12 protein-coding genes are annotated in these 12,917 nt (G+C 60.5%); all 12 read right to left on the bottom strand.

The window, feature by feature from the left end:
- Positions 1-26 precede the first annotated feature (26 nt).
- On the bottom strand, positions 27-827 hold the full coding sequence (locus tag ACIQJ2_RS03235; RefSeq protein ID WP_400665771.1) for an ABC transporter permease: 801 nt from the start codon (positions 825-827) through the stop codon (positions 27-29).
- A complete protein-coding gene (locus tag ACIQJ2_RS03230; RefSeq protein ID WP_400665773.1) occupies positions 824-1,678 on the bottom strand; it encodes an ABC transporter permease in 855 nt (284 codons plus the stop codon). The genes ACIQJ2_RS03235 and ACIQJ2_RS03230 overlap by 4 nt, the downstream gene beginning before the upstream one ends.
- Entirely contained in the window at positions 1,675-2,766 is a 1,092-nt protein-coding gene (locus ACIQJ2_RS03225) for an ABC transporter ATP-binding protein (protein WP_400665775.1), read from the bottom strand. The genes ACIQJ2_RS03230 and ACIQJ2_RS03225 overlap by 4 nt, the downstream gene beginning before the upstream one ends.
- A 75-nt stretch (positions 2,767-2,841) precedes the next feature.
- Positions 2,842-3,867 (bottom strand): ABC transporter substrate-binding protein, encoded by a 1,026-nt coding sequence (locus tag ACIQJ2_RS03220; protein WP_199149299.1) that lies wholly within the window; start codon positions 3,865-3,867, stop codon positions 2,842-2,844.
- 51 nt (positions 3,868-3,918) lie between these two features.
- Positions 3,919-4,917, bottom strand: coding sequence for an AraD1 family protein (gene araD1, locus ACIQJ2_RS03215; protein ID WP_400665777.1), 999 nt, complete (start codon positions 4,915-4,917; stop codon positions 3,919-3,921).
- Positions 4,918-4,949: 32 nt separating this feature from the next.
- Positions 4,950-5,732 carry an SDR family NAD(P)-dependent oxidoreductase gene (locus tag ACIQJ2_RS03210; RefSeq protein ID WP_400665779.1) on the bottom strand — a complete coding sequence of 261 codons (783 nt, stop codon included), beginning with the start codon at positions 5,730-5,732 and terminating at the stop codon, positions 4,950-4,952.
- A 9-nt stretch (positions 5,733-5,741) separates the two neighbouring features.
- Positions 5,742-7,469, bottom strand: a complete 1,728-nt coding sequence (locus ACIQJ2_RS03205; RefSeq protein WP_400665781.1) for an IlvD/Edd family dehydratase — start codon at positions 7,467-7,469, stop codon at positions 5,742-5,744.
- On the bottom strand, positions 7,466-8,182 hold the full coding sequence (locus ACIQJ2_RS03200) for a FadR/GntR family transcriptional regulator (RefSeq protein WP_400665783.1): 717 nt from the start codon (positions 8,180-8,182) through the stop codon (positions 7,466-7,468). Before ACIQJ2_RS03200 ends, ACIQJ2_RS03205 begins: the two co-directional genes overlap by 4 nt.
- 493 nt (positions 8,183-8,675) lie before the next feature.
- On the bottom strand, positions 8,676-9,602 hold the full coding sequence (locus ACIQJ2_RS03195) for an HlyD family efflux transporter periplasmic adaptor subunit (RefSeq protein WP_199149303.1): 927 nt from the start codon (positions 9,600-9,602) through the stop codon (positions 8,676-8,678).
- Entirely contained in the window at positions 9,595-10,323 is a 729-nt protein-coding gene (locus ACIQJ2_RS03190; RefSeq protein WP_400665785.1) for an ABC transporter ATP-binding protein, read from the bottom strand. The genes ACIQJ2_RS03195 and ACIQJ2_RS03190 overlap by 8 nt, the downstream gene beginning before the upstream one ends.
- A 4-nt stretch (positions 10,324-10,327) precedes the next feature.
- Positions 10,328-11,464, bottom strand: coding sequence for an FtsX-like permease family protein (locus ACIQJ2_RS03185; protein WP_199149305.1), 1,137 nt, complete (start codon positions 11,462-11,464; stop codon positions 10,328-10,330).
- Between the two features lie 2 nt (positions 11,465-11,466).
- Positions 11,467-12,861, bottom strand: a complete 1,395-nt coding sequence (locus ACIQJ2_RS03180) for a TolC family protein (RefSeq protein ID WP_400665787.1) — start codon at positions 12,859-12,861, stop codon at positions 11,467-11,469.
- Positions 12,862-12,917: the final 56 nt, after the last annotated feature.

Below are 12,917 nucleotides of genomic sequence, written 5' to 3'. Positions count from 1 at the left end.
GTTCGCCGATGATCCAGGCCGGTGGTCTAGGCGTGAAACCGTGCCATCTGTCGCGGGATGAGAAGTCTTGCCGTCAGCATGCATAGAAGCACTGCGAACAACAAAATCAGCGCGACCAGGGCATTGATATCGGGAGAAAAACCCAATCGCATCATTGCCCAGAGCCGCACCGGCAGCGTGCTCTCCGTCCCCGTGACAAGGATCGTGATCATCGTCTCGTCGAAGGAAAGAGCAAAGGCAAGGACGGCGCCGCCGGCCATCGCGCTCGATAGGTTTGGCAGGATCACGCGCCAGAAAGTCTGCCAGCCGTTGGCTCCCAGGTCATAGGAGGCTTCGACGAGCGTGCGGCTCATCGACTGCAGGCGTGTCAGGATCGTCCGGTAGACGATGGCGAGCACGAAGACGGTGTGTCCGATAATGACCGTTACCAGCGAACGATCGAAATTGATCTCCCGGAAGAAAATCAGCAGCGCCAGACCGCTGATGACAGGCGGCATCAGGAAGGGGAGGAAAATGATGAATTGAAGCGCTCCGCGACCGGCATGCCGACCATGGTAATAGAGAGCCAGAAGCGTGCCTGACACGACGGACAGCACGACCGTGCAGATGCCGACGATCAGCGTGGCCCTCAAAGCGGCCAGAATATCGCTGTTTTCCGCCAGTGCCTTGTAGGCCGACAGTGTTGGCTGGGACCAGTCGACCTGGCCGTGATTGAGATCGAAAAACGAGGACAGGATGGGAACGAAAAGCGGGCTATAGAGCAGGATCGCGACGAGAGCGGTGATTGCCGCCAGCAAGATCGTGGGAAGGTGGCTGCGGCCGTTCATCGTGATAGCCCCCGCTGCCGGCCGGCCTGTTCTCCGAGCAGGATCGCCGCGATCACCACCACCGCCAATACGACGGAAAGCGCTGCGCCGAAGGGCCAGTTGTAAGCCGTGCCGAACTGACTGTAGAGGATGCGCCCGAAGGTGAAGCCGCTGACGCCGCCGACCATCTGAGGCGTCAGAAAGTCGCCGATCGCCAGAACGAAGACGAAGCTCGCTGCAGACGTGACCCCGGGAAGGCTCAGCGGCAGGGTGATGCGCAGGAATGTCTGGAACCGGCTGGCGCCGAGATCATCGGAGGCACGCAACAGGACCTGCGGAATGCGCTCAAGTGTGAGGAAGATCGGCAGAATCGCAAAGGGAATGAGCAGAAGCGTCAACGTCAGCAGTATCGCATTCATGTTGAAGACGAAGAGCGTGGAAGGTTGATCGAGGATGCCCAAACCGATCAGCATCGAGTTGAGAACGCCATTCTGGCCGAGGATGCTGCGGATGGCATATATCTTGATCACGTAACTCATCAGCAATGGCACCAGCATCAGCATCAGCATGATGTAGCGCCATCTTCCCTGAAGCGTCGTCAGAAAATAGGCGGCGGGATAGCCGAGAGCCACGCAGATGACCGCCACCGATAGACAGAGGATACAGGTACTCCAGAAGACTGGCAGGAATACCGGATCGGTAAGGAAGCGGGCGTAATTGGTGAAGGTGACACTGTAATTGATGGTGCCGTGATCGACGCTCAGGAAGCTGTAACCAAGGAAAAGGATCAGCGGCAATAGAATGAAGAGGACGGGTATCGCAAATGCGAGCAGCGTCACGAGGATGGAATAGCCGGCGCCACGTTGGTTCATGATAGCACCAGATAGGAATCAGCAGGCGCAAAGGATAGGTCCATTGCTTCACCCGGTCGCAGCGTGCTTCCTGTTATGCGGCTCGGCTGGCGAAGACGCAGGCGCTCTCCGCTCGAACTGATATGGGCAACCGTCGAGGATCCAGCGAAGGCGAGTTCCTCGACGGAGCCGGAGAAGCGATTGAGATCATCCCCTGCTTCGGCGGCGCGCAGCGCTTCAGGCCGAAAGACAGCAAAGGCCGCGGTTCCGTTCGGTGCGGACCGCAAGTCCGGCTGGCCCTCGATAGAGCAATGGAGGCGGCCAAGCCCGGTGTCGATGGCGCGCGTGCTTCCGTCGCTTTCGGCCAGTCTGCCGGAAACCAGATTGTTCTCGCCGAAGAACTTGGCGACGAATTTGCAGCTGGGGCGATAGTATAGGTCATGCGGCGTGCCGAGCTGGCGAATGCGGCCCGATTGCATGACGCAGATGCGGTCGGCCATGCCGATGGCCTCTTCCTGGTCGTGTGTGACGAACAGGAAGGTCGTCTTGACCTCGCGCTGGATCGATTTCAGGAATTCCTGCATCTGGCGACGTAGCTCCAGATCGAGCGCTGCAAGCGGCTCGTCCAGCAGGACAAGGCGCGGCTGGCAGATCAGGGCGCGGGCCAACGCCACGCGCTGGCGCTGGCCGCCGGACAGCTGTGCCGGGTACCGGTCGGCGAGTTTGCCGAGTTGGACGAGATCAAGGGCTTCGCCGACGCGTTGCCTGATTTCCTGACGGGGCCTGTGGCGAATGGAGAGGCCGTAGCCGACATTGGCAGCGACCGACATATGCGGGAAAAGCGCATAATCCTGAAAGACGGTATTGAACGGCCGGCGGTTGATCGGCATCCGGCTGATGTCCTGACCGTCAAGGACGATCCGCCCCGATGTGACGGATTCAAGGCCGCCGATGAGGCGCAGCACCGTCGTCTTGCCGGAGCCGGAAGGGCCGAGGACGGTCAGAAATTCGCCATCCCGAATAGAGAGATCGATTTCGTGAAGTACCGGCACCGCGCCATAGGACTTCGAGACGGACTGCAGGCTAAGCAGGTCCAGCGATTGGGTCATTTTTTCACTCGATATGGTTCGGAAGCGGTCCGAAATCGATCGGACCGCCGCATTGACGCAAATCCGACATGGGGATCAGGGCGTGGCCTTGATCTCGTTCCACAGATCCGAACGCTTCAGCGGATCTTCGACATTGTCAAGCCAGATCAGCTTGTCGTTACCGTGGGCGCTCGCGGTTTCCGTGACGGTATTGCCGAAGCCCGTACGCTCGGACAGCTGGGAGCTTACGGTCTTGGAGATCATGAAGTTGATCCATTTCTCCGCGGCTGCCTTGTCATGCACGCCCTTGGAGATCACCCAGTTGTCGAGCCAGGCAAGCGCGCCTTCGCTTGGATTGACATAGGCAACATGAGCGCCTGCGTCCTTGAGCGCTTTCATCTGCTGCTGGCCATAGTTCGCCCAGATAAGGGCGACATCGTTGTTCTTGTAGATCTGCTGGGCTTCATCGGCTGTCGTGTAGAAGCTCAGTACGTTGTGCTTGAAGTCGATCAGCTTGGCCTTCACCGCGGCGATCTGATCGTCGCTCAGGTGGAAGGGATCCTTGTAGCCGAGCGTCAGCGCAGTGAAGGAGACGTTATGTTCGCCGTTGTCGTAAGCGAGAACCTTGCCACGATAGGCCGGATCCCACAGCACCGACATGGAGGTCGGTGCCGGCTTGACCTTGTCGGTATCATAGATGAGGCCGATCGAGTCGAAGCAGAAGGGAATCCCATAGACCTTGCCGTCCTTGGTATCGCCGCGGATCGCGGTCAGATCGCGGAAGCGCGGCAGCACATCCTTCTGGTTCGGCAGGTTGGCGGTATCGATCGGCGTAACGAGATCGGCAGCTATGTAGCGCTGCAGCTGGGCCGTATTGACGGCGAAGACGTCGAAGTCCTTGCCTTCGCTGCCCTTGATTTTGGCCCAGGCTTCGTCATCGCTGCCGATGAAGACTACATCGACGCCGATGCCCGTCGATGCGGTGAATTCCTTGACCCAGTCCTTGTCGGCATAGCCGTCCCAGGCCAGTACGCGAAGGTTTTCAGCAAGTGCCGATGATGCCATCATCGACACGACGAAGCCGGCGGTTGCCATGGCTGTCAGAAGTTTTTTCAATCCCATTTCCGTTCCCTTTATTGTTGGTGTTGTCAATGTGATCGGCGCAGGTTTCGGCTATAGCTGCGTGACGGTCACCAGCCCTTCGTCGGGCGCCAGTTCCACCCGGTTGCGAAGCGGCTTGCCGAATACGTCCGCTTCGATTTCGTATTCATCCCCCGGACCGGTCTGGACGCCGAAGGCATAGCTCATCACCGCCGCACCGAAGAAATAAGCATGCAGGTCTCCCGGCCTGCGATGCATGGGGTAGCGGAAGTGATAATGTTCGAGATTGGCGATGGAGTGAGACATGTGGGCCTCTCCGGACAGGAATTCCTCTTCCCAGATCACCTTTCCGTCGCGGCGGATGCGGGAAAGCCCGCGAACCTCGTCGGGCAGATCGCCGACCAGCAGCTCCGGCCCAATCGAGCAGGAGCGCAGTTTGGAATGAGCGAGGTACAGGTAGTTTTCTGCTTCGGTGACATGGTCCGAATATTCATTTCCAAGCGCATAGCCGATCCGGAAGGGGCTACCATCCGGTCCGACGACATAGAGACCGACGATTTCGGCCTCTTCGGCGCCGGCAAGCGCGAAGGCCGGCATCGGCAGGGCTGCGCCCGGCGCGACGACGCAGGTGCCTACGCCCTTGAAGAACCATTCGGGCTGTACGCCCGGCGGGCCACCGGCCGGTTTCCCACCTTCGAGACCCATACGGAAGATCTTGAGCGAGTCGGATTCCGCGGCGCCTTCGCCATGGGTGAGCACGTGCATCTTGTCGCGCGCATTGGCGCTGCCGGTGTGGGTGAGCCCCGTGCCGGTCACGAGGAAACGGCTGGGCTCTTCGTGATCGAGCGGCGAAAGTACGAGGTTTTCGCGAAGCAGGCGGTCGTAATCCACCAATTCCGCCGTCGCGCGCTCGTTGACCAGCGTGGCGATTGGAGCGCCGCGCGCGATTGCCGCTTCGGCAAGTTCGCGAACGGAACGCGTGTCCTTGAGCGGATGAAGGTGATTGCCATCGGTCGAGACGCGACCGACCTTGCGCTCGCCCTCAGGCGTTTTGAATTGAACGAGACGCATGGTTGCACCTTTCCCTGTCGTAAGTTGATTTGTCATACCCAGCCACCGTCGACGATGAACTGCTGGCTTGTGCACATGGCGCTGTCATCGGCTGCAAGAAAAAGCGCCATGCGAGCGATGTCTGAAGGTTGAAGCCGGTCCGGCAGGCACTGGCGTTCTTCGATCTGCTTTTCGCCGGCGGGCGTCAGCCAGAGACGCATCTGCCGCTCGGTCATCACCCAGCCGGGGACCATGCAGTTGACGCGGATGCGCTCAGGCCCGAGTTCGCGGGCAAGCGCCCGGGTCATCCCATAGACCGCGGCCTTGCTGGTAACATAGGCGGGACAGTCGGGGTCGCCCACCATCCAGGTGATCGAGCCGAAATTGATGATGGAGCCACCGCCCAGCGCCTTCATATAGGGCCTTGCGGCCTGTGCGGCGAAGAACTGATGACGCAGGTTGACGGCCATCCGGTCGTCCCAATAAGCAACAGTCACATCCTCTGTCTGATGGCGATCATCACTACCGGCATTGTTGCAAAGGACCTGGATCGGCCCGTTTCGGGCAACGGCGGCCTCAAGTGCCGCGCGCAGTGCCTCGATGTCGCGCAGATCGCAGGGAATAAAAAGCGGCGGCTCCGCACCTTCTGCGGCTATGGCTGCTACGAGCTGCCGGGAAGGCTCTTCGGCGATGTCGACGAAAGCGACGCGGCTGCCCTGGGCGCAGAAATGTCGCACGAGGCTCTCGCCGATGCCGCTACCGCCGCCCGTGATGAAGACGCTTCGTCCTCTGAGGCTGGGATATACAGCGAAATTATTTGCTTGGCTGTTCATCATCTAAACCGTCTAGTGGGAGTGGCGGGGAATACCGGCGTCGCGGCGCCCCACGAGGAAATCGAAATCGCAACCTGCATCGGCCTGGGTGACCCGTTCGACATAGAGGCTTTGATAGCCGCCCCGCGGTGGTTCCGGCGGTTGCCATTCTGCTCGTCTCTCGGCCAGTTCCGCATCCGATACCATCAGTTCCAGCCTGCGGCCCGCAACGTCGAGTTCGATCATGTCGCCGTCCCGGACCAGGGCCAGAACGCCGCCTGCGGCGGCTTCCGGAGCGACATGGAGAACGACCGTGCCGTAGGCAGTGCCGCTCATTCGGGCGTCGGAAATGCGCACCATGTCGGAGACGCCCTGCTTTAGGAGCTTCGCCGGCAGCGGCATATTGCCAACTTCTGCCATGCCCGGATAGCCGCGCGGGCCACAGTTTTTCAGCACCATGACCGAGCTTGCGTCGATATCGAGGTCGGGGTCGTCGATACGTTCATAATAATGCTCGATATTCTCGAAGACCACAGCCTTACCACGATGCTGCATCAGGCTCTCCGTCGCGGCCGACGGTTTGATCACGGCGCCGCTCGGCGCAAGATTGCCGCGCAGTACGGCAATGCCGCCTTCCTTGGTGAGCGGGTTATCGACTGGCCGGATGACCTCTTCGTTGTAATTCGGTGCATTCTCGATGATGTCGCCCACCGTCCTGCCGCTTACCGTCATTGCGTTGCGATCCAGGAGGCCGGCCTCATCGAGCGCCGCCATGACGGTCGTAAGACCGCCTGCGTAATAGAAATCCTCCATCAGAAAACGGCCCGAGGGCATCAGATCGACGATCGTTGGAACGCCGCGTCCGAGCCTATCCCAATCGTCGAGACTGAGCTCGACGCCGACGCGTCGGGCAATGGCGATCAGATGAAGCACCGCGTTGGTGGAGCCGCCGATTGCGCCATTGACGCGGATCGCGTTTTCGAAAGCTGTCTTCGTGAGAATGTCGGAGACCTTGATGTCCTGATTGACCAGTTCGACGATACGCCGGCCGGCCATGTGGGCGAGAACGCCACGGCGCGCATCGACGGCCGGGATGGCGGCATTGTCTGGCATGCCGATCCCGAGCGCTTCGACCATGCTGGCCATGGTGGAAGCTGTGCCCATCGTCATGCAGCTGCCGGCGGAGCGGCTCTGGCCCTGTTCCGCGGACAGGAAGTCGCTGACCGCCATCCGGCCGGCTTTGACATCCTCCGCGAACTTCCAAACATGCGTACCGGAACCGATATCCTGCCCGCGGAATTTACCATTCAGCATCGGCCCGCCGGATACGACGATCGACGGCAGGTTGGCCGAGGCGGCTCCCATCAGGAGCGCGGGCGTGGTCTTGTCGCAGCCGGCAAGAAGGATGACGCCGTCGATCGGGTTGCTGCGGATCGATTCCTCCACATCCATGCTGGCCAGGTTGCGAAAGAGCATTGCCGTCGGGCGCATATTGCTTTCGCCGAGCGACATCACGGGGAACTCCAAAGGAAAGCCGCCGGCCTCGTAAACACCGCGCTTCACATGTTCCGCTATGCCGCGAAGATGGGCGTTGCAGGGGGTCAGCTCCGACCATGTATTGCAGATGCCGATAACAGGGCGGCCGTCGAAAACGTGGTCGGGCAGGCCCTGGTTCTTCATCCAGCTGCGATGCATGAAGGCGTTTTTCCCGTCCCCGCCAAACCACGCGGAAGAGCGCAACCTGCGCTTGGGTTGGCTCATGACTTCGGCTCCTGTGATTTGCGGCGTTGATTGCGATTTTCGACGGCGCGCCTGACATCGTCTTCTGCGTGATCGAGGAGAACCAGCAGCGCCTGTTGAGCGCCCTGTCCATCCCCCGCCGCGATCCTTTCGGCAACCTTGCGATGCAACGGTAGTGACGGACGCTGTCCCGTCGGATTGTCGTTGGAAAGGCGAAAGCTCATCACCAGGGCGGTTTGGATGAGGGCGGCAAGCGAGCCAATCAGCTCGTTACCGGTCATCCGCAGGATCGTCTGGTGGAAGATCAGATCGGGTTCGGCAAAACGTTCGCCGTCGTCGCCGAAGGCTTCCATTTCGGCAAGCGCATTGTTGAGTTCAGCGAGCTGTGCGGGCGTTGCACGTTGTGCTGCCAATGCCGCTGACATCGGCTCGATCGCGCGCCGCAATTCGAACAATGCCTTGACGTCTTCGTGGTTCACCGCGCCGGAATAGCGCCAGGACAGCACATCCGGGTCGAGGAAATTCCAATCCGATCGCGGACGGACGCGCGTGCCGGTCTTCGGCCGGGATTCGACAAGCCCTTTGCCCGCCAGAACCTTGATTGCCTCGCGCAGCACGGATCGGCTGATCCCGAGCGTATCTCTGGAATCATCGGCATTCGGAAGCACCTCGCCGGGGAGCAAACGACCCTGCAGGATCCAGCTTCCGATCTGCTCCACAGCTGCGGCATGCATGCTGCTGTTGAGGTTCTGAAAGCCAACGGATGTCGGCGAGGGAAGCCTCGATGTGACCGATCTTTTTTTATTAATGCTATTATTCATACTATTTACATTATTAGGAAGCGTAGCCTTGTCAAGAAGGAATCGGCGATGAAGTCCAGCCGGCTAAGTTTGTGCCTGGGGACGAGGGATGAATGGGATATCGGAGATAGAAAGGCCTCATAGAATGAGACGAAGAATCCGAGACGTCTCGGTGCCGCCAGGCCCTTTCAACAGCCGGGTTTGCGCCTGACGAGCGAATATGATCGCCCCTCTTTCGGGGCGGCAAGCGATCAGCAATTGGAGAAAAGGTGGGCGAGGGGAACGGCCGGACAAGCGAATGCTCCGGGTCCGTGTAAAGATCGGGAGCCGGTGTGTTGCTTGTTAAAGACGCTCCGGAGCGCCTCTCCTGGAACAGAGGCGCTCATGAACCCGTTAGCGGACGCGCTTTGCGTGTCCTATGGGATTTTTATTTAAGCACGCGGACAACGACGCGTTGGCCGATTGCAAGCGGCGCGTCGCGGGCGATGGTGATGATGCAGTTCGCCGCTCTCACATCGCTTCGCTCGCCGGAATTCTCTGCCGATTTCGGACGCGACAGCACCTTGGAAATTCGCGTGATCTTGCCCGAAATCGACTGGGTCGTCCGCCCTTCAGCGGCAATTTCGACGGACATACCCGGGCCGACGGAACCAAGATACTCTTCTGGAATGTCTGCGCGCACGATCTTCGGTCCGTCCGGCAGCAGGACGAACATCTCGGTCATTGCCTGAACGGAAACAGCTTCTCCGGCCTTGACCGCCTGGCGGACGATGACACCGTCCGCAGGCGCCTTCATCGACCTTACGTTGACCTCCCGCTTGGCGATTTCGAGCCGCTCGCGCGCAACCGATAAAGCCGATGAGGCGGAATTGGTTTCGATCGTCTGCGTTTCGTAAGCGTCCCGCGCATCGCTCAGCGCCTGATCGGAAACGGCCTTGCCGGCTGCGGCGCGCTGCATCCTCTCAAGCGTTTTCCCGAGATTCTTCGTTTTGAGTTGAAGAAGCTTGTAGCGGTCTTCCGCCTGGGAAAGCTCCGATTCGGCGATACGCACCGAGGCTTCCTCCTGCTGGCTATCGAGGACGGCAAGCACATCGCCCTTGCGGACATAGGCGCCTTCGGCTGCCTCAACCGAGGCGACAACGCCGTCGCGCACCGCGGTTATGCGATAAAGTCCGCCTTCAACGTCGACCGTTCCGCGTGCCGCCGCCGCAATTGCCGGCGATGCGGCCTCGGCAGCCTCGGCACTTTCGCCGGCCCTTGGCATGCCGACGGTCATCCAAAGGACACCTAGGGTCACGGATGTGCCCAATATTGCGGTCGCGAAAACGCGGTGGGAACGCTTGAACTTATCCATGCCAGTCCTCTCGTGTATCGATGCCGCGCCCGGAAACGAGTCGCTGGTCAGACAGCAGCCGTCCGTCCTCCATCTTGAGGACGCGGTCTGCCTTCGAAAAGAGACGGGTATCGTGGGAAACGCACAGAACAGCCGTTCCCAATTGCCTCGCCGTCTCTTGCAGGATCTCGACGATCCTCAGTCCATTGGTACTATCCAGAGCACTCGTCGGCTCGTCGGCAAACAGGATGGCCGGATCCTTGACGATTGCCCTTGCTATCGCAACACGCTGCTTTTCGCCACCGGATAGATGTGACGGCCGCAAATGCTGACGCTCGAGCAGTCCAACGCGCTCGAGCGCATCGCGTGCTTTGAGGCGGGCTTCTTCTTCCGGCACCTTCAGATAATCGAGCGGCACTTGCACCTGCTCAAGAGCCGTGAGGGCGGGAAAGAGATTGAAGCCCTGGAAGATGAAGCCGCAATTATGCAGGCGAAAGGCATCCCGCTCATTGTCGCTCGAGGAGGAGAGCACCGTATCGCCGGCCCGGATGCTGCCGCTATCCGGTTCCGTCATGCCGCCGAGTGTCGCCAGAAGCGTGCTCTTTCCGCATCCGGAAGGACCACTCAGCACAGTGAATTCACCGCTGTAGATATCGACGGACATATCGACGAGCGCGTTCGTTCGCATGCCCTGCACGGTGAACGACTTATAAAGGTTCGAGGCTGATATGGCGGGTCGCATCACATCACCTCAACAAGGTCGCGGGATCGGCCTGGCGCAGCCGGTGTACCGCCAGAAGGCAGGCCAAGATAGCAACCACGAGCACGACGAGCGATGCCGATGCGATGACGGCGCTGTCAAGTTCGAACGGCACCTTATAGATCATCGCGATAAAACCAATGGCGACGCTCAGCACGCCATTGATGATCAGTCCCGAGAACCCGACCCAGGCGGCTTGTTCTATCACGATTTTCCGCAGTCCGCTGAAGGGCACGCCCAGCGCGCGAAGCGTGGCATATTGCGGGATCGTGCCCGCAACGGCGGCCATCAGGGTCTGGCTGGTAATGAGTGCGCCGATGGTGGCGGCAATCAGCGTTGCGAAGACGAAAGCGATGCCGGCACCGGAATCGAAGAGCATATAGCTGGTCGACATATCCGCGAGCTTTTTCGCGGGCCAGATTTCGAAACGCTCGATCGGGGCGCGTTGATTGAGGTGGCTCAGAACGCGTGCTTGTTGGTTTTCCTTGGCGACATTGAACAGGAAATAGGTCGCGCCACCATCGGCCGGCAAGGACTGATCGAGGATGCGTGCAGTATCAAGCGAGCCGACGACGTTGACGCCGCCGAGACCGCGCAGGCCATCGATAAAGCCGACGACATGCACCGTGCGGCCACTCACCTCGGCGAGACCGCCCGGTCCGATCGAAAGCTTGTCGCTGTCGGCCGTGTCGACCACGACCGCCGCCGGCTCGCGAAGGCGATTGCGCAGTTTGGCCGGCACGACCCGTGCCAGCCCGATGCTATCGGACTGCACGTCGATGCCGACGACCGTAACGCTGACACCGCCGCCGCCGTGAATGCCGCGCCAATCCCCTGAGCCCAAAAGAAATGGCTCGATATGGGATATGGCAGGCTCCGCATAGAGGTTCGTCAGCACGCTGGCGGGTACGGTACGCCCCAGCTCGACACTTTGAGTGCCGGGAAAGCCGAGCCAATAGTCGGCGTCCGACTGGGTGACGTAGAGCGAATTCGCACTGACGATGCCGAGCAGCAGCGCGCCCTGCGCCGTCATCAGCAGGCCGGAAAACGCGACCGCCGCGACGGCCGGCAGAAATCGCCGCCATTCGTAAAGGAGCGTCTTACGTGCGATCGCCACTGCCATGGTTATTTGCGTCCTTCCATCTTGGTAGGACGCTTCGCATCGTCACCGGGGGTAGCTGGTTGCATGCCGCGCGTCGCTTTGTAAAAGGCGATCGTGGCTCGAGCCTCGTTTTCGATACTCTCGGTCAGCGCCGCGCGCAGATCGAGAAGATCGATCGCGCCGGCAATAGACTTCGATTTCTCGGCAAGCCCCTCCCGCACGAGAATGTCGGTGCTGGTCTTCAGTTTCGATACGCGCTGCAGCCGCGAGCGTAAAAGAGCCGTTCGCGCCCGGGCCGCATTGAGCTCGTGCAACGCCCGTGAGGCCTCCTCATAGGCGGAGAGCACCGCTTGCCTGTAGACGAGGATGGACTGCTGGAACTCGGCTTCGCGAGCTGCGACAACATCCTTGCGCCGACCGTAGTCGAAAATGGGCAATTGGATGGACGGCCCCGCGAATGCTCCCAGAATAGAGTTGGATACAGGGGTTCCGATCCCGATCGTGCCATTCAGCCGCAGTTTCGGATAGAGATCGGCCTTGGCAAGGCCAACCTGCGCGGCGGCCTGCCCGACTGCATATTCGGCGCGCAGCACGTCGGGGCGCGCTCGCAACAGATCGGCCGGGCGTCCCTCGGCCATGCCGGCCGCTGCCACCGGCTGCGGTTCGTATCTCATCAATGCGGGATCGGGAGTGGAGGTTCCCAAGAGCGTGGCGATCTGCTGGCGTGTATTGGCGATCTCGCTGTCGAGCAGCAGCAAAGTCGATTTCGCAGTGTCGAGGCCTGCCCTCATGGGTTCGTTTTCGACCGAGGTCGCGAGCCCTGCCTGCTCCTTCACGCCGGCAATCTTGGCGTTGTTCTCCAGCAGGCCGACCAGCTCTGCGGTATCGAACCGACGTTTCTGAAGTGCGCGCAGATGCACATAATTGCTGGCGATCTCGGTGGTGACGGCCACCTTGGCTGCAGCAACATCTTCGCTCGCCATCGCGACGGTGAGATCGGACATCTTCTGCGCCTGCTTGTCCTGGCCGAAAAGAGGGATTTCCCAGCTGGCATCCAGATTGAGCTGGACGGGCCGGCGGGTGAAATCGTCCTTGATCCGCGAGCCCGTCGCGGCATTGGCCATCCCGGACATGGACGTATCCAGCTGATAGCCTGCCGTTGCGGAATTGGCGAGCGCTCTGGCGGCCGTGAGGCTCTGATGCGCTATGGCGACCGTCAGGTTCATGTTCTCGGCGCGCGACACAAGCGACGACAGCGTTCTGTCATGGAAGCCGTCCCACCATGCCAGGGTGTTCGCCTTTGCCGTTGCGGTCCGATAAGGCGCCCCATCGTAAGCCTTGGGCAAAGGCGGAGCCGTTACCCCTTGCGCGAGATCCGTTGATTGGCAGGCTGACAGAGCAAGGGTCAGACATGCCACCGACAGGAGCATCCTTCGGGGCGTCCGTCGGATGATCGAACAGGCAGTGTTGTTCA

The sequence above is a fragment of the Rhizobium sp. NPDC092011 genome (assembly GCF_044756305.1).
Taxonomy (GTDB): Bacteria; Pseudomonadota; Alphaproteobacteria; order Rhizobiales; family Rhizobiaceae; genus Rhizobium.
The sequence above is the reverse complement of the archived record's forward strand: the minus strand, read 5'-3'. Positions and strand labels throughout refer to the sequence as shown.

What these genes read in the sequence shown, in the direction of transcription:
- ACIQJ2_RS03235 (WP_400665771.1), bottom strand. Translation starts at nt 827, where the DNA reads ATGAACGGCCGCAGCCACCTTCCCACGATCTTGCTGGCGGCAATCACC.
- ACIQJ2_RS03230 (WP_400665773.1), bottom strand. Translation starts at nt 1,678, where the DNA reads ATGAACCAACGTGGCGCCGGCTATTCCATCCTCGTGACGCTGCTCGCA.
- ACIQJ2_RS03225 (WP_400665775.1), bottom strand. Translation starts at nt 2,766, where the DNA reads ATGACCCAATCGCTGGACCTGCTTAGCCTGCAGTCCGTCTCGAAGTCC.
- ACIQJ2_RS03220 (WP_199149299.1), bottom strand. Translation starts at nt 3,867, where the DNA reads ATGGGATTGAAAAAACTTCTGACAGCCATGGCAACCGCCGGCTTCGTC.
- araD1 (WP_400665777.1), bottom strand. Translation starts at nt 4,917, where the DNA reads ATGCGTCTCGTTCAATTCAAAACGCCTGAGGGCGAGCGCAAGGTCGGT.
- ACIQJ2_RS03210 (WP_400665779.1), bottom strand. Translation starts at nt 5,732, where the DNA reads ATGATGAACAGCCAAGCAAATAATTTCGCTGTATATCCCAGCCTCAGA.
- ACIQJ2_RS03205 (WP_400665781.1), bottom strand. Translation starts at nt 7,469, where the DNA reads ATGAGCCAACCCAAGCGCAGGTTGCGCTCTTCCGCGTGGTTTGGCGGG.
- ACIQJ2_RS03200 (WP_400665783.1), bottom strand. Translation starts at nt 8,182, where the DNA reads ATGCATGCCGCAGCTGTGGAGCAGATCGGAAGCTGGATCCTGCAGGGT.
- ACIQJ2_RS03195 (WP_199149303.1), bottom strand. Translation starts at nt 9,602, where the DNA reads ATGGATAAGTTCAAGCGTTCCCACCGCGTTTTCGCGACCGCAATATTG.
- ACIQJ2_RS03190 (WP_400665785.1), bottom strand. Translation starts at nt 10,323, where the DNA reads ATGCGACCCGCCATATCAGCCTCGAACCTTTATAAGTCGTTCACCGTG.
- ACIQJ2_RS03185 (WP_199149305.1), bottom strand. Translation starts at nt 11,464, where the DNA reads ATGGCAGTGGCGATCGCACGTAAGACGCTCCTTTACGAATGGCGGCGA.